Source organism: Pseudomonas sp. UBA7500, from assembly GCF_002478435.1.
In the GTDB taxonomy this organism is placed as follows: Bacteria; Pseudomonadota; Gammaproteobacteria; order Pseudomonadales; family Pseudomonadaceae; genus Aquipseudomonas; species Aquipseudomonas palmensis.
Map to the genome: position 1 here is coordinate 26152 of NZ_DLNW01000052.1, position 23518 is coordinate 49669.

The 23518-nt window shown below is 64.6% G+C and carries 19 protein-coding genes; 14 read left to right on the forward strand and 5 right to left on the reverse strand.

The window, feature by feature from the left end; translation table 11 throughout:
- The first annotated feature begins 287 nt into the window (after positions 1 to 287).
- From B4I46_RS22715 to B4I46_RS22730, 4 genes are all read left to right on the forward strand, one after another.
- A complete protein-coding gene (locus B4I46_RS22715) occupies positions 288 to 1001 on the forward strand; it encodes a GNAT family N-acetyltransferase (protein WP_229589264.1) in 714 nt (237 codons plus the stop codon).
- Between the two features lie 137 nt (positions 1002 to 1138).
- Complete coding sequence (locus B4I46_RS22720; RefSeq protein ID WP_116054480.1) at positions 1139 to 1831, forward strand: N-acetyltransferase; 693 nt, start codon at positions 1139 to 1141, stop codon at positions 1829 to 1831.
- Positions 1832 to 2065: 234 nt separating this feature from the next.
- On the forward strand, positions 2066 to 2755 hold the full coding sequence (locus tag B4I46_RS22725; protein WP_043862966.1) for a hypothetical protein: 690 nt from the start codon (positions 2066 to 2068) through the stop codon (positions 2753 to 2755).
- A gap of 304 nt (positions 2756 to 3059) precedes the next feature.
- Positions 3060 to 3647: a biliverdin-producing heme oxygenase gene (locus B4I46_RS22730; protein WP_286902001.1), complete on the forward strand. Its 588-nt coding sequence runs from the start codon at positions 3060 to 3062 to the stop codon at positions 3645 to 3647.
- Between the two features lie 90 nt (positions 3648 to 3737).
- Here B4I46_RS22730 and B4I46_RS22735 read toward each other — a convergent pair whose 3' ends face one another.
- Positions 3738 to 5138 carry an amino acid permease gene (locus B4I46_RS22735; RefSeq protein ID WP_054915402.1) on the reverse strand — a complete coding sequence of 467 codons (1401 nt, stop codon included), beginning with the start codon at positions 5136 to 5138 and terminating at the stop codon, positions 3738 to 3740.
- Positions 5139 to 5472: 334 nt separating this feature from the next.
- Between B4I46_RS22735 and gcvA the strand changes: the two genes are divergently transcribed.
- From gcvA to B4I46_RS22775, 8 genes are all read left to right on the forward strand, one after another.
- Positions 5473 to 6363, forward strand: coding sequence for a transcriptional regulator GcvA (gene gcvA, locus B4I46_RS22740; RefSeq protein ID WP_088515400.1), 891 nt, complete (start codon positions 5473 to 5475; stop codon positions 6361 to 6363).
- 90 nt (positions 6364 to 6453) lie between these two features.
- Complete coding sequence (locus B4I46_RS22745; protein ID WP_054915403.1) at positions 6454 to 7704, forward strand: 2-aminoadipate transaminase; 1251 nt, start codon at positions 6454 to 6456, stop codon at positions 7702 to 7704.
- 169 nt (positions 7705 to 7873) lie between these two features.
- The gene (locus B4I46_RS22750) at positions 7874 to 8782 is read left to right on the forward strand and encodes a YncE family protein (RefSeq protein WP_229589267.1); all 909 of its coding nucleotides are present in this window, start codon (positions 7874 to 7876) and stop codon (positions 8780 to 8782) included.
- A 128-nt stretch (positions 8783 to 8910) separates the two neighbouring features.
- Complete coding sequence (locus tag B4I46_RS22755; RefSeq protein WP_043862972.1) at positions 8911 to 9369, forward strand: (2Fe-2S)-binding protein; 459 nt, start codon at positions 8911 to 8913, stop codon at positions 9367 to 9369.
- Positions 9369 to 11627, forward strand: coding sequence for a xanthine dehydrogenase family protein molybdopterin-binding subunit (locus B4I46_RS22760; protein WP_286902004.1), 2259 nt, complete (start codon positions 9369 to 9371; stop codon positions 11625 to 11627). The genes B4I46_RS22755 and B4I46_RS22760 overlap by 1 nt, the downstream gene beginning before the upstream one ends.
- A gap of 24 nt (positions 11628 to 11651) precedes the next feature.
- Positions 11652 to 13001 (forward strand): c-type cytochrome, encoded by a 1350-nt coding sequence (locus B4I46_RS22765; RefSeq protein ID WP_210014619.1) that lies wholly within the window; start codon positions 11652 to 11654, stop codon positions 12999 to 13001.
- Between the two features lie 53 nt (positions 13002 to 13054).
- Positions 13055 to 14101 (forward strand): XdhC family protein, encoded by a 1047-nt coding sequence (locus B4I46_RS22770; RefSeq protein WP_286902006.1) that lies wholly within the window; start codon positions 13055 to 13057, stop codon positions 14099 to 14101.
- Positions 14085 to 14672, forward strand: coding sequence for a nucleotidyltransferase family protein (locus B4I46_RS22775; protein WP_286902007.1), 588 nt, complete (start codon positions 14085 to 14087; stop codon positions 14670 to 14672). The genes B4I46_RS22770 and B4I46_RS22775 overlap by 17 nt, the downstream gene beginning before the upstream one ends.
- Before the next feature lie 45 nt (positions 14673 to 14717).
- Here the strand turns inward: B4I46_RS22775 and B4I46_RS22780 are convergent, their stop codons facing one another.
- Together B4I46_RS22780 and B4I46_RS22785 are read right to left on the reverse strand one after the other, a co-directional pair.
- A complete protein-coding gene (locus tag B4I46_RS22780) occupies positions 14718 to 15863 on the reverse strand; it encodes a serine hydrolase domain-containing protein (protein WP_104573067.1) in 1146 nt (381 codons plus the stop codon).
- 187 nt (positions 15864 to 16050) lie between these two features.
- On the reverse strand, positions 16051 to 17118 hold the full coding sequence (locus B4I46_RS22785; protein ID WP_104573066.1) for a fatty acid desaturase: 1068 nt from the start codon (positions 17116 to 17118) through the stop codon (positions 16051 to 16053).
- A gap of 297 nt (positions 17119 to 17415) precedes the next feature.
- Between B4I46_RS22785 and B4I46_RS22790 the strand changes: the two genes are divergently transcribed.
- On the forward strand, positions 17416 to 17979 hold the full coding sequence (locus B4I46_RS22790) for a recombinase family protein (protein ID WP_043862978.1): 564 nt from the start codon (positions 17416 to 17418) through the stop codon (positions 17977 to 17979).
- A gap of 56 nt (positions 17980 to 18035) precedes the next feature.
- Here the strand turns inward: B4I46_RS22790 and B4I46_RS22795 are convergent, their stop codons facing one another.
- Both B4I46_RS22795 and B4I46_RS22800 read right to left on the reverse strand, forming a co-directional pair.
- Positions 18036 to 19529, reverse strand: coding sequence for a DUF1254 domain-containing protein (locus tag B4I46_RS22795; protein WP_043862979.1), 1494 nt, complete (start codon positions 19527 to 19529; stop codon positions 18036 to 18038).
- A 33-nt stretch (positions 19530 to 19562) separates the two neighbouring features.
- Positions 19563 to 21017: a DUF1254 domain-containing protein gene (locus B4I46_RS22800; protein ID WP_286902008.1), complete on the reverse strand. Its 1455-nt coding sequence runs from the start codon at positions 21015 to 21017 to the stop codon at positions 19563 to 19565.
- Between the two features lie 175 nt (positions 21018 to 21192).
- Between B4I46_RS22800 and B4I46_RS22805 the strand changes: the two genes are divergently transcribed.
- On the forward strand, positions 21193 to 23367 hold the full coding sequence (locus B4I46_RS22805; RefSeq protein WP_236176876.1) for a TonB-dependent siderophore receptor: 2175 nt from the start codon (positions 21193 to 21195) through the stop codon (positions 23365 to 23367).
- The last annotated feature ends 151 nt before the right edge of the window (positions 23368 to 23518 follow it).

Here is a 23518-nt window from a genome sequence, read left to right on the forward strand (position 1 = left end):
AAAAGCCACCCCTGGGCCGGCGGCCTGGGTGTTGCGCTGCAGAAGGTTGTTATAGGTAGGTGCGGGTCGCAGGCCCGATGGTACGTCATGCGTCGGGGGGGCGACAATAACGCTCGCCGCGCCGCGCCGGCCCCACCGATGAAACTTGCCACGGACATGCAGTGTCTTTGTCATGAGCCCGTAGTAGTGCAAAGCCTGACAAGGGCTGCAGCATTGTCCGATGGTCAGGGTTTACCGACACACGCCTAATCGGGGTCCCTTGAGTACCGGATCTGCCAGGAGGCCGTATGCGCCTAGTTTCGCAACTGCTCCAACGTCTCAGACAAAAAGGCCTGCGTCGCGCCTTGCGCCCGCTATGGCAACGCCACGTGTTCCAGCACTGGCAACTGGTGTGGCTGGACCGCGACCCGTTGGCCAGGGTGCCTCGACAACGCACCCGCCCCTGCCCTCCCGTGCGGCTCGTCCAGATCACCCCGAGCAACACCGACGCGTTCGCGCGCCATTTCCCCGGCCAGTTGCAGGCCATGAACGACCTTGCACGCGAAGGCCACACCGGCCACATGTACCTGGACGAAGCCGGTGACGCGGTGGCGATGGTGTGGGCCAGCACCCGTGACTATCACGACCGGCACTACTACGGCTGCACCTTCCCGGTACAGCCCGGCGAATACTTCCAGTTCGCCGGCGAAGTCGAGCGCGCCTACTTCGGCACCGGCCTGTCCACGCGGGTGCAGACCGAGCTGTGGGAGGCCATGCTCGCCAAAGGCTGCACGCGCATCGTGGTGGTGGTGGCGCTGGACAACGCACAGGCAGTCAAGATGCACCTGCACCTGGACTACCACGAACAGGGTCGCATCACCCACGCGTACAGGTTCTTCGGGCGCTGGTACTTCTCCCGCGTGACCCACTACAGCGGCTCGCGCCTGGCCCACCTGGCCCCGCGGGCCAGACGCAAGGCCGACAGCGAGCCGGCGCCGCAGCTGCACGACACCGACGCCTGAGCGCCTACGCCCCGGGTTGCAAGGTCATGCAGCGCGCATGACCTTCAGCTTACCGGGGCTGTAGAGAAGGCCGATGGCATGCAACTGCCGGTGGACGCCTAATCGGAGCTCCTGGAATAAAACCTGTCGGAGTTCTCATGCAATTGATCGAAATCGCCCACCAGCGCATCAGACAAAAAGGCTTGCTGCGTGCGCTTCGCCCGCTGTGGCGCCGCTACATCTTCTCGCACTGGCAACTGGTGTGGTTGCAGCGCAGCCCCCTTGCGCCCGTCGCCGCGCAACGCAGGCGCACCTGCCCGCCAGTGCACCTGGTAGCGATAACACCCCACAATACCGAGGCCTTCAGCCGTTACTTCCCTGGCCAGGTGCAGGCCATGACCGACCTCGCCGAACAGGGCCACACCGGCCACATGTACGTGGACAGCCACGGCAACGCGGTGGCGATGGTGTGGGCCAGCACCCGCGATTACCACGACCGCCATTACTACGGCTGCACCTTCCCGGTGCAGCCGGGCGAATACTTCCAGTTTGCCGGGGAAGTCGACCGCGCCTACTTCGGTACAGGCCTGTCGACCCAGGCCCAGCTCGACCTGTGGTCCACCATGCTGGCCAAGGGGTGTACGCGCATCGTCAATGTGGTGGCGCTGGACAACGTGCAGGCGGTGAAGATGCACCTGCAGCTGGATTATCAGGAACAGGGTCGCATCACCCACGCCTACAGAGTGTTCGGTTGCTGGCGGTTCTCGCGCACCACCCACTACAGCGGCAAGCGCCTCGCTCACCTGGCGCCGCGGGCCCGGCCACGGGCCCCTGACACCTTCATCGCCTGAGCAGAACCGCGCCTTGATTCAGGCGCCATTAAATCGTCAAAAAAGCGTCAGACCTTTCCGATCAACTGCTCTATGCCGGTAACCTCCGGTGTAGAGCGGCTCACCCTTTTTACACATATTTTGAAACAACCGCCGCGATGGCTTTTTGACACGCCGTCAAAACGCTGGGCTATACCATGAAAAAGATTTCACCAAACCCACCGTTTCATCTGCCCTATCCGGCAAGGAGGCACCATGGGTGCTTTGCAGAACGTGCGCGACAAGATCAGAAGAAAAGGCCTGCGCCGCGTCGCCAGAACCCTCTGGGAACGCCATGTGTTCTATCACTGGGAACTGCTGTGGATGGAGCGCGATCTGGTCAGTGCGGTACCGCCGCACAACCTGCGACCGCACAAGCCGGTGCGCCTGGTGACCATCACCGAGGACAACGCCGTCGCCTTTGCCCGCCACTTCGGCGACCGTGTGCAAACCATGGCCGAGCTTGCCCGCGAAGGCCACACCGGGCACATGTACCTGGACGATGCCGACAATGCGGTGGCGTTCATCTGGGGCAGCAAGCGCGACTACCTGGACCGTCACTATTACGGCTGCACCTTCCCGGTCAAGGAGGGCGAGTTCTTCGAGTTCGGCGGCGAGATGACCCCGTCGTACTTCGGCACCAGGCTGTCGGTGGATGCCCAGGTCAACCTGTGGGCGGCCATGCAGGCCCAGGGCTGCAACAAGGTGGTGGACGTGGTCGAGACGCACAACGTACCGGCCATGAAGCTGCACCTGCGCATGGGTTATCACGAACAGGGGCGCGTGGCGCACGTGTACTGCCTGTTCGGGCGCTGGAAGTTCTTCCGCGAGACCACCTACAGCGGCTCACGCCTGGAACAGCTGCGCAAGCCTCGGGCAGTCAAGACAGCCGCCGCACCAGCATGAACCTGCCAGCCCCTGCGCCCGCGCTGCGGGTGCAGGGGCCTGCTCGACATCCCTGCTCAACCCCGCATCTACCCGCCCTGCGCGGCGCTTGACCGTACCTGGAGCGCATGCAAGCATCCGCCGGCCATAACGCCCACGAATGCAGTTCAGAGACGAATGCCCCGGGATGAAGATTCCATTGCAGATCCACGCATTGAAGACGCTCGCCTGGCAGGCCGGGTGCTGCACGGAACGACGATGGCGCGAGAGAGTCTAGGCATTGGCATTACCAATGCCAGCTCACTGCCGACATGAGACCCCGACCATGAATGCCCCCGCCTCCCCTGCGCCCGAACCCGGCCGCTGCCAACGCCTCAAGGCCGCCAGCCGCCGCGAGCACGACAGTGTCGATACGCTGGTGATGGGCGTTCGACCGTTCGAGAGCCGCGAGCGCTATGCATTGTTTCTGCAAGTGCAGCACCGCTTTCATGGCAGCCTTCAAGCCTTGTATGGCGATGCGCAGTTGAACCGCACATTGCCCGGGCTGGCGGCGCTGTCGCGGTTCGAGGCAGTGCAGGCCGACCTGCGCGACCTTGGCCTGCCGGTGCCCGGTGTACCGGCCCCTGTGCAGCTGTCTGCGCCAGCTGAAGCACTGGGCTGGCTGTACTGCAGCGAGGGCTCGAACCTGGGGGCGGCGTTTCTGTTCAGGCAGACCCAGCAACTGGGGCTGGACGCGCAGCGTGGCGCCCGGCATCTGGCGCCGCACCCGGACGGGCGTGCGCTGCAGTGGCGCCAGTTCGTGGGGTTGATCGATGCACTGGTGCTGAGTGAGGAACAGGAGCGCCAGGCGGTGGATGGGGCGCTGGCGGCGTTCGAGTTCTATCGCAGCAGCGTGCGCGACATTTTCGGCTGAGGCCTGTAGCGACGTCTTCGCCGGCTCCTGCAGGAGTCACGATGATCCTGCAGGAGCCGGCCTTGCCGGCGATCGAGTGCGCAGCGCTCGCTAACCCTGCTCGGTCATCGCCTGCGGCTGATGCTCGATACGCGCCCGCTTGCGGTAGAACGCGATGCCCAGGATCAACGCCGTCACCGCCGCCGTCATCAAGGTCTCGTAGCGGTAGTCGGGGCTGAACAGCATGTAGCCCAGCACCAGCGAAATCACCACGATCACCAGCCAGGTCAGCCACGGGAACAGCCACATCTTGAACGCCAGCTCGGTGCCCTCGCGCTCGACGATGGCACGCATGCGCAGTTGCGACACGGCGATCACCAGGTACACCAGCAGCGCGATGGCCCCGGTGGTCGACAGCAGGAAGCCGAACACCTTGCCCGGGAAGGCGAAGTTCACGAAGCAACCGACAAACCCGGCCAGGGTCGACAGCAGCACCGCCACGGTGGGCACGCCACTACCGGAAATACGCTTGGTCAGCGGGTGCGCCTCACCGCGCGCGCCCAGCGAATAGAGCATGCGCGAAGCGGTATACAGCCCCGAGTTCATGCAGCTGGTGACCGCCACCAGCACCACCACATCGATCAGGAACTTGGCGCCCGGCACGTTGAGGATTTCCAGCGCGCGCTGGAACGAACCCACCTGCAGCAGGCGCGGGTCATTCCACGGCACCAGCGCGACGATGAAGAAGATCGAGAACACGTAGAAGATCGCGATGCGGTACACCACCAGGTTGGTGGCGCGGCGGATCTTGTCTTTCGGGTTGGCGGTTTCGTCGGCGGCAATGGTGACGATCTCGGCACCGAAGAACGAGAAGATGGTTACCAGCACGCCGGCCAGCACGGCGCCGAAGCCGTTGGGCATGAAGCCGCCATTGGACCACAGGTTCTCGACGCCCGAGGTCTGCGCCAGCGGCCATACACCGCTCACCCCCATCAGGCACACCACCAAAAAGCCGATGATCGCCACCACCTTGACCAGGGCGAACCAGTACTCGAACTTGCCGAAGTTCTTCACGCTGATCAGGTTGCTGCACGACAGTACGATCATGATCAGGAAGGCAAAGGCCCAGGACGGCACGTCGGGGTACCAGGCGTGCAGGATGTCGGCACCGGCGATTGCCTCGACCGGAATGATCAGTACCCAGAACCACCAGTACAGCCAGCCGATGGTGAAGCCAGCCCATGGCCCGATGGCCCGCCCGGCGTAGGTGGAGAACGAGCCGCTGTTGGGGTCGGCGATGGCCATTTCGCCGAGCATGCGCATCACCAGCAGCACCAGCAGGCCGGTAATCATGTAGGAGATGAGGATGGCCGGACCGGCCTTGGCGATGGCGTTGGACGAACCGATGAACAAACCGGCGCCGATGATGCCGGCGATGGAGATCATCGAGACCTGACGCGAGGTCAGGCCGTGCTTGAGCGAGCGTTGCGGTTTTTCTTGTAGGGACGACATGGTTGCCTCTCTGGCCAATGCCTGCTGCACCTGGTTGCGCGATGACCGCGCAGGTCAGGCCAAGGTCTTCATGGAAAGTGTGCGGCAGCAGAAATGTAAGGAGCCGTTATTGTTTTTTGGGCATCAAACGTAATGTAACGGGTACTGATCGGCCTCTTTTCGATAAGTTTCGGACGCACTTTTCCCGGTCCCTCGGGGCATCGAAACTAGCAGTTGAAATGATTGACGCAGGTCAGTATTAATCTGCGAACAGGCTGCTTACAAACGACCTTTTATCACCACATGATTCCTCCATGGAATGAACTCAGTCCTTTTCATCTGCCCGGTGCCCTCGATGTCCAAGCGTTTGATGCCCTCCACCACCACCCTGCAATGCTTCGAGGCGGCGGCCCGCCACCTGAGCTTCACCCGCGCCGCGCAGGAGCTGCACCTGACCCAGAGCGCGGTGAGCAAGCAGGTGGCGCAACTCGAGGAAATGCTCTGCCACAACCTGTTCCAGCGCGTGCGCCGGCGCCTGCACCTGACCCCTGCAGGCTCGCTGTACCTGGCCGAGGTGAACAAGATCCTCACCCAGCTGGACATCTCCAGCCGCTACATCCTGACCTACGGCGGCGAGACCCAGGTGCTGACCGTGGCCACCCAGCCCACCTTCGGCGCACGCTGGCTGGTGCCCAACCTGCACGGTTTCAGCCGGCAGCACCCGAACATCCATCTGGACATCAAGAGCGAGCTGGAACCCTTCGACCTGCTCAACAACAAGGCCGACATCGCGTTTTTCTTCGGCCAGGGCACCTGGCCGGGGGCCACCTGCATCGAGCTGTTCCATGAAGAGGTGGTGCCGGTGTGTCACCCCGAGCTGATCGCGGCAGCGCTGCCACGCAGCGCCGAAGACCTCGCCCACCACCCGTTGCTGCAATGCACCTCGCGCCCGGAGGCCTGGCACGAGTGGTTCCTGCAGCAGGACCTGCAGTCCCAGCACAGCTACCACGGGCCGCGTTTCGACACCTTCTACCTGTGCATCCGCGCGGCCCAGGCCGGCTGCGGCATCGCCCTGGTGCCACGCTACCTGGTGGCCGAAGAACTGGCCGAGGGCAAGCTGGTGGTGGCCTGGGCGCACACCATGCCCAGCGAGGGCGCGCACTTCATCGCCCATGCCGAGCATGCGGCGCAGGTGCCGAAGGTGAAGGCGTTCGTCGAGTGGATACAGGGCAGGATCACGATTTGACGGAATGATTGCTCGACTTTATTTCGCTTGTGGCGTTTGCCGGATGTTGGCTTAGATATATAAAAACTTCCGTCACCCAGGTACTTGCCCATGACGCACGAAACAATCAGCCGATCTCTTTCCATTGTGCATCCCATTACACTTTCACACGGGCGCAATGCCCAGGTGTGGGATACCGATGGCAAGCACTACATCGACTTCGTGGGCGGTATCGGCGTACTCAACCTGGGGCATTGCAACCCGGCGATCGTCAGCGCCATCCAGCACCAGGCCACGCAACTGACCCATGCGGCGTTCAACGCCGTCCCGCACGGGCCCTATGTGCAGTTCATGCAACGCCTGGAGGCGTTCGTGCCACTGAGCTACCCGATGGCAGGCATGCTCACCAACAGTGGCGCCGAGGCGGCGGAGAACGCCTTGAAAGTGGCCCGCGCCGCCACCGGGCGTACGGCGGTGGTGGCCTTCGATGGCGGCTTCCACGGACGTACCCTGGCCACGCTCAACCTCAATGGCAAGGTGGCACCCTACAAGCAGAAGGTCGGCGTGCTGCCCGGCCCGGTGTTCCACCTGCCCTACCCCAGCGCCGACAACGGCGTGACCGGCGAGCAGGCGATGCAGGCGCTGGAGCGCCTGTTCAGCGTCGAGATCGACGTCAATGAAGTGGCCTGCTTCATCTTCGAGCCGGTGCAGGGCGAAGCCGGCTTCCTGGCAATGGACCCCACCTTTGCCCAGGCCCTGCGCACGTTCTGCGATGCACACGGCATCCTGATCATCATCGACGAGATCCAGTCGGGCTTTGGCCGCACCGGCCAGCGCTTCGGCTTCCCGCGGCTGGGCATCGAGCCGGATCTGCTGCTGTTGGGCAAGAGCATTGCCGGCGGCGTGCCGCTGGGGGCGGTGGTAGGCCGGCGCGAGCTGATGGCCAGCCTGCCCAAGGGTGGCCTGGGCGGCACCTATTCGGGCAACCCGCTGGCCTGTGCGGCAGGGTTGGCGACCCTGGAACTGATGAGCGATGCCAACCTGGCGACCTGGGGCGAGTTGCAGGAGCGCGCCATCGTCGGGCGGTATGAAGCGTGGAAGGCCCGCGGGTTGACGCCGTACCTCGGGCGACTGACCGGTGTGGGCGCCATGCGCGGCATCGAGCTGGTCACGCCACAAGGCAAGCCGGCCACCGCACAACTGGCCGAGGTGCTGGAGAAGGCACGCGCGGCCGGGCTGCTGCTGATGCCGGCGGGCAAGGCGCGGCACATCATCAGGTTGCTGGCGCCTTTGACCGCCGAGGCAGACGTGCTGGAGCGCGGGCTGGATATCCTGGAGCGCTGCCTGGCAGAACTGTCATAAAACTGACCCGCCCGCTGATCACGACCTCCCATCCCGTGTCTTGATGCCATAGCCAGCAATCCGTACGTGCGCCAGCGCGTTACGGAGGCTGGCCGGCCGACAAGTGCTTTTGCCCAGCGCAATCAGGCTTTATCCTGCATCGTTTCGCACGCTGGCCCTGGGAGTTCCAATGTACATCGATGTACCGCGCCGCCTGGTGTTCTTCGACAAGGACGACACCGTTCGCCCACCCTGCCTCGTGCAGTACCATCCCGACACCGGCACCCTGAGCCGGCCGGCTTTCGCCCAGCCCGACGACAGCGTGTGGGACATCGCGCGCGACCAACGCCGCATCGCGCTGAGCGGGGTCAAGTGGCTGGTGGTGCGCGGGGCCAGCCGCTCGCGGCTGAACCTTGTGCACGACGGCGCGCCGCTGCATGCAACCCAGAACCTGCTGTCGTACTGGGCACGCTTCGACCCCAGCGCCCGCTACGCGCTGGTCAGCGTGGCCAATGGCAAGAAACGCCCGGTGATCATCGACCTGGACAGCGGTGAACACAGCGACCCTGTGGAGCGTGACGTGGACGCCAGGTTCGGCAGCATCGACCCGTTGCAGGGCAGGCTCTGGGCCCCCGACGAGCGTGCCCGCAATGGCGTATTGACGGTCGATTGCGCCAGCGGCGAAGTCGGCAGGGTCAGCGTGCCGCTGGAGGCAAAGGTGCGCAGCCTGCGCTTTTCCCGCGACGGGCAGTACCTGTTCGTGACCGGGGAAAACAACCGGCTGCTGTGCTGCGACCGCGAGGGCGCAACGGTATGGACCAAGGACGTCAGTGCGTATGGCCATGTCGGCTCGGGCCGCATCCTGTTCAACGAATCCGGCAGCCACCTGTGCCTGCCGACCTCGCCCACCGACAGCTCCACGCTCGCCGGCAATCTCATCATCGCAACCGCCACCGGCCATACCGAGACCACCATCATGCCCAAGGCGCGACTGGCCGCTGACTGGTTTGGCGACCACGTGCTGAGCCATCGTGGCGAGGTGGTGGACTTCTTCACCGGCGCCATCGTGGCCAAGCTGGACCTGGCCAGCCCCTGCTGATCGTCACCTGACCCGCCCCTTCAACGGCCCCCGCCGCCCCGTGTGCTAGCGTCTATGGGTGGCCTGCGCCTTGCGCACGGCCACGCCCATAAGAAATCAAGACCTGACCGACTGATGACGGGTGAGCCATGCAACTGCGAATCAACCAGACGACCTACGAGGTCGATGCTGACGCGGACACGCCCCTGCTGTGGGTGATCCGCGATGACCTGGGCCTGACCGGTACCAAGTACGGCTGCGGCCTGGCCCAGTGCGGCGCCTGCTCGGTGCTGGTGGACGGCGCCGTGGTGCGTGCCTGCGTGACCCCGGTGGCCGGCGTGGTGGGGCGCGAAATCACCACCATCGAAGCCGTGGAGGCCGACGCCGTGGGCAAGCGCGTGGTCAGCGCCTGGGTCAAGCACCAGGTGGCCCAGTGCGGTTACTGCCAGTCGGGCCAGGTGATGGCGGCCACCGCCCTGCTCAAGCACACCCCGCACCCGAGCGATGCCCAGATTGCTGCCGCAATGGTCAACCTGTGCCGTTGCGGCACCTACAACGCCATCCATGCCGCCGTGCACGACGTGGCCGCCGCGCAGGAGAACGCCTGATGAACGACAGCCTGCGCGTTACCGGCGTGGCCCAGCCCTTCCCTGTGGGCGAGCCGGTCAATATCTCGCGCCGCAGCTTTCTGCTGGCAAGCGCCGGCACGGCAGTGGGCGCACTGGTGCTGGGCTTCGGCCTGCCCCTGGGCCTGAGCCGTGTGCAGGCCGCCACGGGCGACGCAGCGGCGCCCGGCACCCAGGTGCCGGCCTTTCTGGAGATCCGCCCGGACGGCCGCATCCGCCTGCTCAGCCCGTTCATGGAGGGCGGCCAGGGCATCTTCACGGCCATGGCGCAGATCGTGGGCGAAGAGCTCGATGCCGACCCCGCCACCTTTTTGATCGACAGCGCACCGCCCGGCGAGCAGTACGTGGTGATGGACAACGGCATGCGTATCACTGGCGGCAGCATGTCGGTACGCACCAGCTACCCGACCATGCGCCGCCTCGGCGCCCTGGCCCGCGCCATGCTGCTGCAGGCCGCTGCCGAGCGCCTGGGCGTGCCGGTGGGCGACCTGAGCACCGAGCCCGGCCGGGTGATACACGCCGCGTCGGGGCGCACGCTGGGCTATGGCGAACTGGCAGCCCAGGCCATGGACCTGCCCGTGCCAGACCCTGCCAGCGTGACGCTGCGCGACCCCAGCCAGTTCCGCTGGATCGGCAAGCCGGTGCAACGGGTGGACGCCTATGACAAGTCCACCGGCAAGGCCGTGTACAGCATCGACGTGAAGGTCGACGGCATGCTGCATGCCGCGGTGCAGCATGCACCGCGCCTGGGCATGCGCGTGGGCGAGCTGCGCAACGAGGCGCAGGTGAAAGCCATGAAGGGCGTGCATTCGGTGCATCGGCTGCCCGGTGCGGTGGCCGTGGTGGCCGAGCGCTGGTGGCACGCCAAGCGCGCGGTGGAGGCCGTGCAGGTGCAGTGGCTGGAGGCATCGGCCGACGCGAAGGTGCGCCAGATGCCTGCGGACTTTTCCAGTGACGCCTTTCGCGACCAGTTGGCCGCGGCCACCGGCCCGGCCCGCGACGAAGAGAATGAAGGCGACTTCGGCAAAGCCTTTGCCGACGCCGCCACCCAGGTGGAGGCCACCTACCACAACCAGTTCCTCAACCATGCACAGCTGGAGCCGCCTTCGGCCCTGGCGCGCTTCAACCCCGACGGCACGCTGGAGGTGTGGCTGCCCAACCAGGCGCCCGACATGTTCCGCGCCGACATGGCCAAGCGCACCGGCCTGGACCCGTCACAGATCACCCTGCACTCGCCGCTGCTGGGCGGCTTTTTCGGCCGCCACTTCCTGTACGACAGCGCCAACCCCTACCCGCAGGCGATCCTGCTGGCCAAGGCGGTCGGGCGCCCGGTCAAGCTGATCTGGAGCCGCGAAGAGGAGTTTCTGCGTGACGCGCTGCGCCCCATGGCCGTGGTCAAGTTCCGCGCAGCACTCGACGCCCAGGGCCTGCCGGTGGCCATCGAGGCAGTCAGCGCCACCGAAGGCCCCACCGAAGCCATCGCCGGCAAGCAGGGCGAGAAAATCGACCCCACGGCGCTCGAAGGGCTGTCGGGCAAGGCCTACGCCATCCCCAGCAAACGTATCGCCCAGGTCTATGTGAAAGGCCCGGCGATGCTCGGTTACTGGCGTTCGGTGGGCAACTCGCTGAATGACTTCTTCTATGAGGCGTTCCTCGATGAACTGGCCGACAAGGGCAAGCAGGACCCGTTCGAACTGCGCCTGCACCTGCTGCGCGATAACCAGCGCCTGACCAACCTGCTGCAGGCGGTGGGCGATCTGTCCGGTGGCTGGAAGCGTGGCCCGTTCACTGCCGAGGACGGCTCGCGGCGCGCTCGGGGTGTGGCCATGGCCTCGCCGTTCGGCTCGGAGGCGGCGGTGATCGCCGAGGTGTCCATCGAGCAGGGCCAGGTGAAGGTGCACGATATCTGGGAGGCCATCGACCCCGGCAGCATCGTCAACCCGGCGATCATCGAGGCGCAGGTCAATGGCGCGGTGTCGCTGGGGCTGTCGCAGGCACTGGTGGAGGAAGCGGTGTACGTGAACGGCCAGCCGCGCGCGCGCAACTATGACCTGTACCCGATCCTGTCGGCGCAGCGCATGGCGCGGGTGCATGTACGCATCGTCGAGAGCGGCGCGAAGATGGGCGGTATCGGCGAGCCGCCATTGCCGGCGGTGGCCCCGGCGGTGGCCAATGCGGTGGCGCACCTGACCGGCCAGCGCATCCGCAGCATGCCGCTGTCGCGCTACACCTTCAGCTAGGCCTCGATCAGGGACACCGCGCACATGACCAAGAGTCGACTCGCAACAACGCTGGGCTGTTTCGCGCTGCTTTGCCTCGTCATCGCAGCCGTGCTGGCCTGGTACGTGACCCGCACGCCGGCGTCGCCCTTCGCTGCCCAGGCCAGTGCCGCACCGCCAGACCCGGCCCTGGTGCAACGCGGCGAGTACGTGGCGCGGCTAGGCGACTGCGTGGCCTGCCACAGCCTGCCAGAGGCGGCGCCGTTTACCGGCGGGCTGAAGATGGCCACCCCGCTGGGCGCGATCTACGCCACCAACATCACCGCCGACCGCGCCACCGGCATCGGCGCCTACAGCCTGGCCGACTTCGACCGCGCCGTGCGCCATGGGGTGACCCCGGACGGTCGCCGGCTGTACCCGGCCATGCCCTACCCCTCGTACGCCAAGCTCAGTGACGACGATATCCGCGCGCTGTATGCCTTCTTCATGCACGGGGTGAGCCCGGCGGCGCAGGCCAACAAGCCCAGCGAAATCCCCTGGCCACTGAACCTGCGCTGGCCGATTGCGCTGTGGAACGGCCTGTTCACCGACCCCGCGCCCTACCCGGCCAAGCCGGACCAGGACGCGCAGTGGAACCGCGGCGCCTACATCGTGCAGGGGCCGGGCCACTGCGGCAGTTGCCATACGCCGCGCGGCCTGGCCTTCAACGAGAAGGGCCTGAGCGAGGCCAGCAAGACGTACCTGGCCGGCGGGCTGCTGGATGGCTGGTATGCGCCGAGCCTGCGCAACGACCCCAACACCGGGCTCGGGCGCTGGAACGAGGCGGATATCGTCAGCTTCCTCAAGCACGGGCGCAACCGGCACGCGGTGGTGTACGGCTCGATGACCGAGGCGTTCAACAACTCCACGCAGTTCATGAGCGACGAAGACCTGGGCGCGATCGCGCACTACCTCAAGTCGCTGCCCGGCGACCCCAGCCGCGACGGGCCGGCATGGCAGTACCAGGCGAGCGAGCTGTCGGCCGCATCCTCGGCACCCGGCGCGCATACCTACGTGAGCCGCTGCGCGACCTGCCATGGCCTGGACGGGCGCGGCCAGGCCGAGTGGATGCCACCCCTGGCCGGCGCCACCTCGGCGCTGGCCAGGGAGGACGCATCGGCCATCAACATCACCCTGAACGGCTCGCAGCGCATCGTCGCCGCGGGCGTGCCGGACGCCTACCGCATGCCGGCATTTCGCGAACAGCTGTCGGACCGGGAAATTGCCGAGGTGCTGAGTTTTGTGCGCAGCACCTGGGGCAATCACGGTGGCGCGGTAGAGGCCAAGGCGGTGGGCAAGCTGCGCGAGCACACCGGGCCGGCCAGCAGCAACCCGATCATCTTGCAGATGCGTTGAGCATCACCACCAGGAAGCCCCCATGCCATTGCAACGCCTGTCGAGGACACCCCATGGAAAGCATTGACCTGCTGGTGCTGCGAACTGCCCGGGAGTGGCTTGCCGGCGGCGAGCGCTGCCTGCTGGCCACCGTGGTGCGCACCTGGGGCTCGTCGCCGCGACCGGTGGGCTCGATGATGGTGCTCAGGCAGGACGGGCGCGCGGTGGGCAGTGTGTCGGGCGGGTGCATCGAGGACGACCTGATTGACCGGTACAGCAGCCTCCATGGCGGGCCGGGGATGCCCGGCGGCGCGCCACAGGTGGTGCGCTACGGCGTGAGTGCAGACGAGGCGCACCGGTTCGGCCTGCCATGTGGCGGCACCCTGGAACTGGTGCTGGAGTTCGCACCCTGCGCGCAGGCGCTGGGCCGATTGCTGGCGCTGCTTGATGAGGGAGTACTGATGCGCCGCGAGCTTGACCTGGCCTCGGGTGAGGTGACGGTGCAGGCCGACCAGCCCCATGCACCGTTCAGCTTCGATGGGCAGCGCATGAGCAACCCGCTGGGGCCGGCTTACCGGATGCTGCTGATCGGCGCCGGTGTGCTGGCCGAGTACGTGGCGGTGATGGCGCTGTTCAACGGGTTCAAGGTGTCGGTGTGTGATCCGCGGCCCGAGCACATGGACGTGTGGACGGTCGCCGGGGTAGAGAAGCTGATGGGCATGCCGGACGACGTGGTGCGCGCGTTTGCGGTGGATGCTCGCACCTGCGTGATTGCCCTGAGCCATGACCCCAGGCTGGATGACCTGGCGCTGATCGAAGCGCTGCGCGGGCCGGCGATGTACATCGGGGCGATTGGCTCGCGGCGCAACAGCGAGAGCCGCCGCCAGCGCTTGATCGGGCATTTTGGCCAGACGCCGGAATCGCTGCGGCGCCTGCATGGGCCCATCGGGCTCTACATCGCCAGCAAGACCCCAGGGGAGATTGCGGTGAGCGTGATGGCCGAGGTGCTGGCGGTGAAGAACGGCGTGCCCCTGCCCGGCGCTGTCGGCGCGGGGCCGACCCAGCCCCGGGTGGAGCACCCGCCACTGACTCAGGCATCGTGTTGTGCGCACCCAGGGTGACTGCATCGCCCTGGTGCTGGCTGCAGGCCGTGCCAGGCGCTTTGGCAGCGACAAACGCCTGGCACGGCTGGCGTCGGGGCAAACGCTGCTGGCAGCCACGCTGGCACGGGCACTGGAGGCGTTCGACGACGTCCGGGTGGTGCTCAGGCCCGGGGACGATCCCGCGAACCTGGCAATTGACGGGCGGGTACGGGTTCTGTGGGCCGAGCAGGCCGACCAGGGCATGGGCAGCAGCCTGGCAGCCGGGGTGCGTGCGCTGGAACAGTCACCGGCCCCGGCCGTGGCGGTGTTGCTGGGCGATATGCCCTGGGTGCAGGGGCAGACGCTCAAGCAGTTGAAGGCCCTGTGCAACGCCCGGCAGATCGTGCTGCCGCTGCATCACGGGGTGCGTGGGCATCCGGTGATCTTCGGTCGACAGTTCTGGCCGGCCCTGGCATGCCTGCAGGGCGATCAGGGCGGCAAGGACATCGTGCGCGGCGCGCACGACGCCTGCGTCCAGGTGCCGGTGGAGGATGCGGGCGTCCTCAGGGATGTGGATCAGGCGCGGGACATCCCGGCTGGCTCGAGGTGAGCGACGCCACCCGCGCGCAACTGCCGCTGCACGCTGGCGCCGCGCTCAAAGCGCCGCATAGACAAGGGCTGACAGCCGGCCGGGGCGCGGATCGATCATGCTGTGGCCGCCCGAGGTCGTGGTGACGAAACCGAAACTCACGCGCCGCTCGGGGTCGGCAAAGCTGATCGGGCCGCCAAGCCCGATATGGCCGAAGGTGTCCGGGCCCATGGCGTGGGTAGCCGCCGGGTCGATTTGCTGCTCCAGCATGCAGCCCAGCCCGTAGCGCATTGGCCGCATCCATACCCGATCCATGCCATGACTGTGCTCTCGGGTGAATTCGTCGAGCAGTTCAGGGCCGATGAAGTGGCCCGCCAGCAGCGCACTGTAGAAACCGGCCAGGCCGTGAGCGGTGGCATGGCCACACACCCCCGGTTGCCGATAGGCCCACCAGCGCGGGTCACTGGTGCGCCGGGGCACCATGCCGGGGTTGGTGAAGGCGAATGTGGCGATATGCGAGGGCTCGGTCTTCACCACCGTGCGCAGCGCTTGCGAGTAGGGGTCGCCAACGCGCCCGGTGGCACTGTCGAAGCGAGCGATACGGTGAAACTGCGTCTCGTCCACCCCAAGGTGCACGTCCAGGCCGTGAGGGTCCAGCATCTGTTCATGGATGAAGGCGCAGGGGTCGCGCCCGTCCACCCGACGAATCAGCTCGCCCAGAATCCAGCCAAAGGTGGTGGTGCCGTAGCCCAGGTCGGTGCCCGGTTCCCACCACAGCGGCTCGTCTTCCAGCACCCGCACCATGTGCTCCCAGTCATACATCATCGGGTTATGGTCGGGGCCCCGCAGCGCCGGCAGGCCGGCGGTGTGGTTCATCACCTGACGCACACTGACCCTGGCCTTGCCGTTGCGGGCGAACTCGGGCCAGTAGCGGGCCACCGGCGCATCCAGTTCCAGCCGGCCCGCCTCGACCAGCATCAGGATGGCCACTGCCACATAGGGTTTTACAACACAGAAGGTGTTGGCCAGCGTGTCGTGCGTCCAGGGCCTGCCGCCCTCCTGGTCCGCCACACCGGCCCACAGGTCGACGACCCGCTCCCCGTCCACCTGCACACAGAGCCCGGCACCCCGCTCCTGCGGATCATCGAACATCGCTTCGAAGGCCTGCCGGACCGCCTCGAAGGGCTGGGCACATATCCCTTGCGCTTTCATGCCTCGTCTTCCTCGTCGTTGAAATGTTGCCCTGTAACCGAGCGACGTTGCTGCGTAGCAGACCTGCCAGGCGACAATGATTGTCTCGGCGCCTGACAGACCCGAACGCATTACTGTTGGCTCGTGAACCTGACTATCGACTGCGCCCCCTGGGGCGCCCCCTCAAACACACAGGTTGATGGAACGTTCATCCACGCGAGCGCGTGTGCGTGTGTGCCAGGGAATAACGATTCGCGCGTTTATAGGTGCCGAAGTCATTGAACCGAACACCGGCCTCGGCCATGACTTGATGCGCATAAGGCGCGGTCATCTGGCGCAGGTAGAACGGGTCCCTGACAACGAAGTGGTGAATACTGTGGGTGCTGCCGAAGTTGAAGCAGAACAATTGGAACGGCCATAGCCACCAGGCGTTCATGACCTGAGTTTGCTGCAGCGCATTGCGCGGTGCCACATCACCGTAATAGTGCATGTTCGAACTGATGAAAAACAGGCAGAACTGCCGGATCAGGTTGGGCGCGACCAGAATCACGACCACACTGTTGACCACATCCATTACCGCCAGGGTGGTCGCGGAACTGTGCACCTCGTGCCCGCTGACCGCGCCAAGCCAGGCATACAGGTGGTAGCCGAGAAACACATACCAGCAACCCCAGTACAACAGCCCGAAGGGTGTATTGAGCCGGACGATCTTGACCAGCAAGCGGACTTTCTCCCGCCAGCCTGGGGCAAATACCGCATTGAGAAAACCGAAGATGAACCCGTCCACCAGTTTCAACAACCGCAGTACACCCCAGGGGCTGCCACTGGTGGTGATCCAGGCTTCCACATCCGTCTCGGTGCCTGACTCTTTATGGTGATGAAAGTGCAAACTTCGCCTTAACCAGGGGCTGGGCATTCCCGGCCGAGCCAACCAGCATAAAAACATCATGGCATTGTGCGCCAGCGGCTGTTTTCTGAAATAAAGACGATGAATCAGATCGTGTTCTATTTCATGAATGAACGAGGTCAGCAGCGCGTTGATCAGAATGCAGCCCCAGGCAGGAATGGCCCCCTGCAGGTAGAGCCCCCCACTCACCACCATGCCGATCAGCGACACCGCCATGACACCTGCGCCCAGCGCATTCTGATGTTGCAGGATCGGATAGCGCTGGCGCAGGTAATTACCATGTTCGGTAATACGCCGGGTAACATGATCAATCTTTTGCTGATCGGTAGTGGGGCGTTCAAGTTCCATTGCTGCCTCCAAGACTTTCATACCTCATCCTCTGTTTGTGTCGGACAATCCCCCGCCAGGTTAAACCGGCCGCGTCAATTGTTCGGGCTATACAACGGGTAGGTGAATGCATGCGCGCATTATATAAACGCAAATCGACTGTTTGCGTGAAGCTTGTTAAAATCATTTCAAGCTTCAAAATGATAAGGCAAGTAAAAGTCTTTGCAACTGTGTATTTTGGGTGGGTTCAGCGTGACAGTTACGTGTAAGGATATTTAATTTAGTTACAGGTTGTACAAATATAAAACGACGCTGTACAAGTATTGCCAAGGAGGCACCATGAGATTGCATCGCATCAGATATTGCCGGCTCGCCTCACCGAAACCCGATGCCAGCGTACCCAGCCCAGCCAGCCCCGATGCCTTCGACGCGGTGTTTTACGATGCCCCTGCAGACACGGCCACCCACCGCGCAGGCTTTGAAAAGCTGCTGCGTTACCTGCAATGCGGGGATACCGTGATCGTGGACAGCATGGCCTCGCTTTCGGCCAATACCGAGCAGTTGTGCAACTTCATTCGCCGCTTGATCGAAAAACAGGTCACGCTCAAGTTTGTGGATGAAAACCTGACATTCCGAGATGACGGCCGTGAAGTTGCGGGCCCCATCGTCGCGGCCATGGAGTTGCTTGCAGAGTTCGAGCGCGCGGCACTGCGCGAAAAACAGGCCGCCGGTATTGCAACTGCAAGAAATCGGGGTTCCTACCGAGGTCGAAAGAAGAAACTGTCCGACAATCAGGTTGTAAGTTTAATTGAGCGCGCCCGCGCGGGAGAAAGTAAATCCCGGCTGGCGCGTGATTTCGATATCAGTCGCCAGACGTTGTATCGGTATTTGAAATCGACCTAGGGCTCTTCAGAAGAAGAGCCCTGGGTACTAGTTGTTCCAGGCCGCCTGGACTACCCTCACTGCTTGACCAGGTCGCTCGGCTTCCAGCTCTGGTCGAAGAACGCCTGTTTGGGCCCATACAACCGCACGATCACCAGAAAGCCCTTGTCCGGCAGGGTCTTGATCCAGTTCTTGCCCTCGCCCGGCGAGGTGGGGCCGAAGTAGATGTCGGTGGAGCCGTCGCTGTTGGGCGTCGGCTTGTCCATCTGGTTGAGCGACGGGAACGGCTGGCCGTTGTCCAGGCCCGATGCCGTGAGGTTGTCGTAGGCGGTAACCGACCAGAACAAGGCCGCCGGCACGTTCGCCGGCAGGTTGAGCTTGTAGGTGTGGGCACCGTCGAGGAACTTGCCCTCGGCATCGCGGGTGGTGGCCGGGTATTTGGCACCGGCGCCGACCAGGTTCATCACCATGCCCGGGCTGTCCGAATAGGCCGAGGTGAAGAACGCCACGCGCTGCTCCAGGTTGGTGAAGGTGCCACTGGCCTGGAACTCGGTGTTCTCCCCGGCAAAGGTGTTCACGAACTGGCGATCCTTGTAGTACAGGCCGCCAGGCTCTTTGGGCAGCAGGTGGCTGGTGACCACCTTGCTCATCTTGAACGCGGTGCGCGCCGCTTCATCGAGCAACTTGCGCCGTTCGGCATCCGGGGCGAAGGGCTTGCCCTTCTCGATGCCCAGGGTGTGCAGGAACCCGCGCATGTCCATGTCGGCCGGGTCCACCGCTTCGGCGTCGATGAAGCGCGACAGCATGTCGAAGTAGCGACCGTCCTCGGGGAACAGCATGTTGATCGGTGCGCCGGTGGCATCGGGAAACTGCATCGCCAGTGCCGAGTCCTTCTTGCCCAGCGGATAGATCCTGGTGCGCTCGACCTCGGCCACCGGCACGCTGAGGTCGTTGGGGTCCTTGAAGAAGGTGCGCCAGAACAGGAACACGTTGTTGGTGCGCGAGCGATAGACGTAACCCTCGGTCGGCTCCGGGCCATTGTAGCCCGGCGGCAACAGCACGTAGGTGCCACCCTTGCCCTTGTCAGGGCCGGCCAGGCCCACGTCGCCGCGCCAGGTCTTGCCGTCGATGGTCGGGCCGACGATGGGGCGCTGGAAGAAGTCGTCGAACATGCCCTGCACCCCAGGCGGGGCTTCGACCACCAGCGGGCCGTACTTGGCCAGGTCCAGGTAGCTCATGGCGTAGACCAGGTCGGAGTTGGGCGTGGTCACCAGTGTCTTGGCGTTGATGCGTTTCTTCCAGGTGGGCAGGATGTTGTAGCCGGCGCCGAAGTGCTTCTCGGAGGCCTCCTTCATCGACCAGATGTTGATCGCCGGCAACGCCCACAGGTACGACTGCACGGCGCGCTGGAACACCAGCTCGTCGATGAGGCTGCGTGCGGTTGCTTCGGTCGGGAAGCCCTTTTCGAAGGGCTGGTTGGCCAGTTCTTCGTACCGGGTGGCGGCATTGGCCACGCTGCTCAGGGAAATGGCTACGGCCAGGGCCGTCACGGTGCTGCTCAAGCGGTTCATGAGGTGTCCTCGTGGCGCGATGGGGTAATCCGTTCAGTTGACCTTGACCACTGCCGGCGGCGTCCACTGGCCGTTCATCGCCGCCGCCTGTGGCCAGTAGGCCCGCACGTAGAGCGAGAAGTCGGCCCCCTTGGGCGCGGGCAGCCAGTTGCTCTCCTTGTCCGCGCCGGGCGAATCGCTTTGTACGTAGAGCGTCAGCGAGCCATCGGGGTTGGTCTTGAGCGACGTGTTCTTGGTACCCAGGGAGTAGCGCCCCAAGGGGTTTTCGGCGAAGAAGTGCTGCTGGTTGTACAGCGTCAACGACCAGAACCCCTTGACCGGCGGCAGCGCGCCCTTGGGGAAGGTCACGCTGTAGCGCTGGCCACCGTTGAGCCGGGTGCCGGAGGCATCCAGGTCCTGGTAGAAGTACTTGGTCTCGATCTGCTTGTTGACGAAGATGTTCGAACGGGCCACCGCGGTGCGCAGGAAATAATCGGTGCCGAACGCCGCGCCGTTGCTGATGGTGCTCCAGTGGTGGGGCAACTGCTGGCCGTAGTTGCGAAATTGCAGCAACGGCTTGACCACCTCGCTGTCAGCCTTCTGCGCCTCGTCGATCATGGCTTTCTTCAGCTCGGGATCGCGCTGGGCTATCTGCGCCAGCACCGTCAGTTGCGCATAGCGCGCCTCTTCGCCGGGCAGCGGCCTGGCATCCTTGAGAATCGCCGGCAGCTCGTCGAAGAAGGTTTCCGGGAACACCCAGCGGGTTTCCTCGTCACCCGCCGCCTCGGCCGGGAATTTCGGCGACTGGCTCCAGTCACGCTGCTTGGGCTTGCCGTCGTACTTGGACAAGGGGTACATGTCGATGCCCGACAGATAGTGCTGGATGGCCTTGCGATCCTCGTCGGTATCGTCCTGGAACACCCGTGGAATCACGAACCCGGTGTTGGTGCTGGCGCGGAACACCTGGGTGATGCCCTGCGGCACCTTGCCGTTCCAGTCCGGGCCCACCAGCAGGTAGAAGCCGGGCTTGGTGCCGTACATCTTGCCCAGCTCGGCAAAGCTGTCGGAGCGCAGGTCCACCATCTGGTACACCCAGAAACGGTCGCCGAAGTCCGGTACCTGGATCACCACGGGTTCGATGTCCAGGGCGATGCTGCCTGCGCCATACACCACATCCTGGTTGGGGCAGGCCACGAGCCGTTCCCCGGGCGAGATGTAGTCGGTGAGCATCGACAGGTGGTTGATCGGCGCCACAGGCACGATGCCGCCCATCAACCCCGCCTCGGGCAGGTCCTTGAACTTCTGCCGGCGGTTGAAGATGTTGGCCATGGGCCAACCCCAGAAGTACGCCTCCCTGGCCATCATCCGCACGTAGGTTTCCGTGACCTTCACATCCGCTTCGGGCCCGGAAACCTGCACTACCGGCTGGGTATGTGCCTGGGCCGCTGCGCTACCGAACAGTACCGCGGTAGCGAGCAATCCACTGAAAAACAGGGGTGTCTTGTTCATCGGGTGCTTCCTTGCCTGTATGCCTGGGGGTGGGGTGACAAAAGGTGGTGGTTAGAAACCTAGCAGAGGACGCGGCATCGGCCAGAACGCCGCTATTTATTGCGACACACCTTGACACATCATTTGGTAACGATTCTCATATGTATTATATTTATCACTACCACTGGAACCCTTCATGTCGCGCCCTACCCCGCCGCATTGCTCCGGCCTGCCCCGCAATCTGTTGGCCATGGCCATCTGCATGGCCACCCTGACCCCCGCCCTGGCCGATGACAGCTCTGCGACACCGCAGCCTGCCAAGGCTGCGACCCTGGAGCTGGGCGCCACCGAAATCGTCAACACTCAACTGGGCAGCACCACCGAAGGCACCCAGTCATACACCACCGGCGCCATGTCGACGGCGACCAAGCTGCCGCTGACCCTGCGCGAAACGCCCCAGGCCGTTACCGTGATTACCCGCCAGCGCATGGACGACCAGGCCATGACCAGCATCAACGACGTGGTAAAGGCCACCCCGGGGCTGTTCCTCGACTTCTCCAGCGGCCCTGGTCGGCAGACGTATTCGGCGCGCGGTTTCGATATCGACAACCTTATGTACGACGGCATCCCCAGTGGCTACCAGGGCTGGACCGTGGGCGCCCAGCCGAACCTGGCGATGTTCGACCGGGTGGAGGTGGTGCGCGGCGCCACCGGGCTGGTGACCGGTGCGGGCAACCCTTCGGCTGCCATCAACCTGGTGCGCAAGCGCCCGCTGGCCGAACAGAAGGTCACCCTCACCGGTGCGGCCGGCAGCTGGGACGACTACCGCGGCGAGGTCGATGCCTCCAGCCCCCTGAATGACAGCGGCACGCTGCGCGGTCGGGTGGTGACGTCCTACCGCGACAGCAACAGCTTCGTCGATGGCGTGGACGAGACCCACGGCCTGTTCTACGCCATCACCGAGGCGGACCTGAGCGACGACACCACCCTGACCCTCGGCTTCTCCAACCAGAAGGACAAGACCAACTACTTCTGGGGCGCCTCGATGATCGGCCTGGACGGCCATCACCTGAACCTGCCGCGCTCGTACAACCCGGGTACCCCCTGGGAGAACAAGGACCAGGAGATCAACACCGTCTTTGCCGAGGTACGCCAGCGCCTGGCCAACGACTGGAAGCTGCAGGTCAACGCCAACTATTCCGAGCAGAACGCGCTGTTCTCCGGCTCGTACCAGTCGCGCTGGGTCAACAACACGCTGGCACGCACCGTGTACCAGTCGGCCCACGATGAAAACCAGGCCGGCGTGGATGCCTTTGTCAGCGGGCCCTTCGAGGCGCTGGGGCGCACCCATGAACTGGTGGTGGGTGCCAGCAAGCGCATCTACGACATGACCACCCACAACTATGCCCCCTACGACCCCAACTGGCCGATCAATGCCGGCAAGCCGAACTTCACCCACACCGGCAACAGCCGCGAAGTGACCACCCAGGATGGCGTGTACCTGACCACCCGCCTGAGCCTGGCCGACCCGCTCAAGCTGATCCTGGGCGGGCGCCTGGACTGGTATGACTACGACAACCGCGATGGCGACGGCGACTACAAGGTCACCCGCAACGTCACCCGCTATGCCGGGCTGATCTACGACCTGGACGAGCATCACTCGGTCTACGTCAGCTACAGCGACATCTTCACCCCGCAGAGCAGCAAGGGCACCTCCGGCACCCCGGTCAAGCCGATCGTGGGCAAGAACTACGAGGTGGGCATCAAGGGCGAGTACTTCGAGGGTGCGCTCAACGCCAGCCTGGCGCTGTTTCGCATCGACCAGGAAAACCGCGCGGTGCAGGTGTTCGTGCCGAACTGCCCGCAGACCGAATGCTACGAGGCCTCGGGCGAGATCCGCAGCCAGGGCATCGACTTCGAGCTGCAGGGTGCGCTGACCGAGAACTGGCAGGTGGGCGGTGGCTACACCTATGCCCGCGTGCACACCCTAAAGGACGCCGCCAACCCGCAGAACGTCAACCAGCGCTTTGACACCGACACGCCCGAGCACCTGTTCAAGCTGACCACCACCTACCGCTTCCAGGGCCCGCTGGAGAAACTGCGCGTGGGCGGCAACGTGTCGTGGCAGAGCCGCCTGTACAACGACGTGGCGCTGGCCAACGGTGGCAGCTATCGCCTGGAACAGGGTGGCTACGCCGTCACCGACCTGATGGCCGGCTACCGGCTGACCCGCAACCTGGACCTGCAGCTCAACGCCAACAACGTGTTCGACCGCAAGTACTACTCGTCCATCTCCAACTCGACCAGCTATGGCAGCGACACCTACGGCACACCGCGCAACATGATGCTCACGGCCAAGTACAGTTTCTGATGTGAAGTGGCGCAGGGATGCGCCGTGTTGTTGTCTGTACGCAGTGCGCCACGCACGCCCTGCCTTTCGATCGACACACCGTTGCGTACACCCCCGCCCCTGCTCGCGCCCTGCGAAATCCTTCAGCTGCCATCCCGGATGACTCGGCGAA

Bases quoted from the DNA above. Each gene is read 5' to 3' on its own strand.
- B4I46_RS22755 (WP_043862972.1), top strand. From the start codon at position 8,911: ATGCAACTGCGAATCAACCAGACGACCTACGAGGTCGATGCTGACGCG.
- B4I46_RS22770 (WP_286902006.1), top strand. From the start codon at position 13,055: ATGGAAAGCATTGACCTGCTGGTGCTGCGAACTGCCCGGGAGTGGCTT.
- B4I46_RS22725 (WP_043862966.1), top strand. From the start codon at position 2,066: ATGGGTGCTTTGCAGAACGTGCGCGACAAGATCAGAAGAAAAGGCCTG.
- B4I46_RS22735 (WP_054915402.1), bottom strand. From the start codon at position 5,138: ATGTCGTCCCTACAAGAAAAACCGCAACGCTCGCTCAAGCACGGCCTG.
- B4I46_RS22750 (WP_229589267.1), top strand. From the start codon at position 7,874: ATGTACATCGATGTACCGCGCCGCCTGGTGTTCTTCGACAAGGACGAC.
- B4I46_RS22760 (WP_286902004.1), top strand. From the start codon at position 9,369: ATGAACGACAGCCTGCGCGTTACCGGCGTGGCCCAGCCCTTCCCTGTG.
- gcvA (WP_088515400.1), top strand. From the start codon at position 5,473: ATGTCCAAGCGTTTGATGCCCTCCACCACCACCCTGCAATGCTTCGAG.
- B4I46_RS22785 (WP_104573066.1), bottom strand. From the start codon at position 17,118: ATGAAAGTCTTGGAGGCAGCAATGGAACTTGAACGCCCCACTACCGAT.
- B4I46_RS22800 (WP_286902008.1), bottom strand. From the start codon at position 21,017: ATGAACAAGACACCCCTGTTTTTCAGTGGATTGCTCGCTACCGCGGTA.
- B4I46_RS22780 (WP_104573067.1), bottom strand. From the start codon at position 15,863: ATGAAAGCGCAAGGGATATGTGCCCAGCCCTTCGAGGCGGTCCGGCAG.
- B4I46_RS22805 (WP_236176876.1), top strand. From the start codon at position 21,193: ATGTCGCGCCCTACCCCGCCGCATTGCTCCGGCCTGCCCCGCAATCTG.
- B4I46_RS22790 (WP_043862978.1), top strand. From the start codon at position 17,416: ATGAGATTGCATCGCATCAGATATTGCCGGCTCGCCTCACCGAAACCC.
- B4I46_RS22715 (WP_229589264.1), top strand. From the start codon at position 288: ATGCGCCTAGTTTCGCAACTGCTCCAACGTCTCAGACAAAAAGGCCTG.
- B4I46_RS22795 (WP_043862979.1), bottom strand. From the start codon at position 19,529: ATGAACCGCTTGAGCAGCACCGTGACGGCCCTGGCCGTAGCCATTTCC.
- B4I46_RS22765 (WP_210014619.1), top strand. From the start codon at position 11,652: ATGACCAAGAGTCGACTCGCAACAACGCTGGGCTGTTTCGCGCTGCTT.
- B4I46_RS22745 (WP_054915403.1), top strand. From the start codon at position 6,454: ATGACGCACGAAACAATCAGCCGATCTCTTTCCATTGTGCATCCCATT.
- B4I46_RS22730 (WP_286902001.1), top strand. From the start codon at position 3,060: ATGAATGCCCCCGCCTCCCCTGCGCCCGAACCCGGCCGCTGCCAACGC.
- B4I46_RS22720 (WP_116054480.1), top strand. From the start codon at position 1,139: ATGCAATTGATCGAAATCGCCCACCAGCGCATCAGACAAAAAGGCTTG.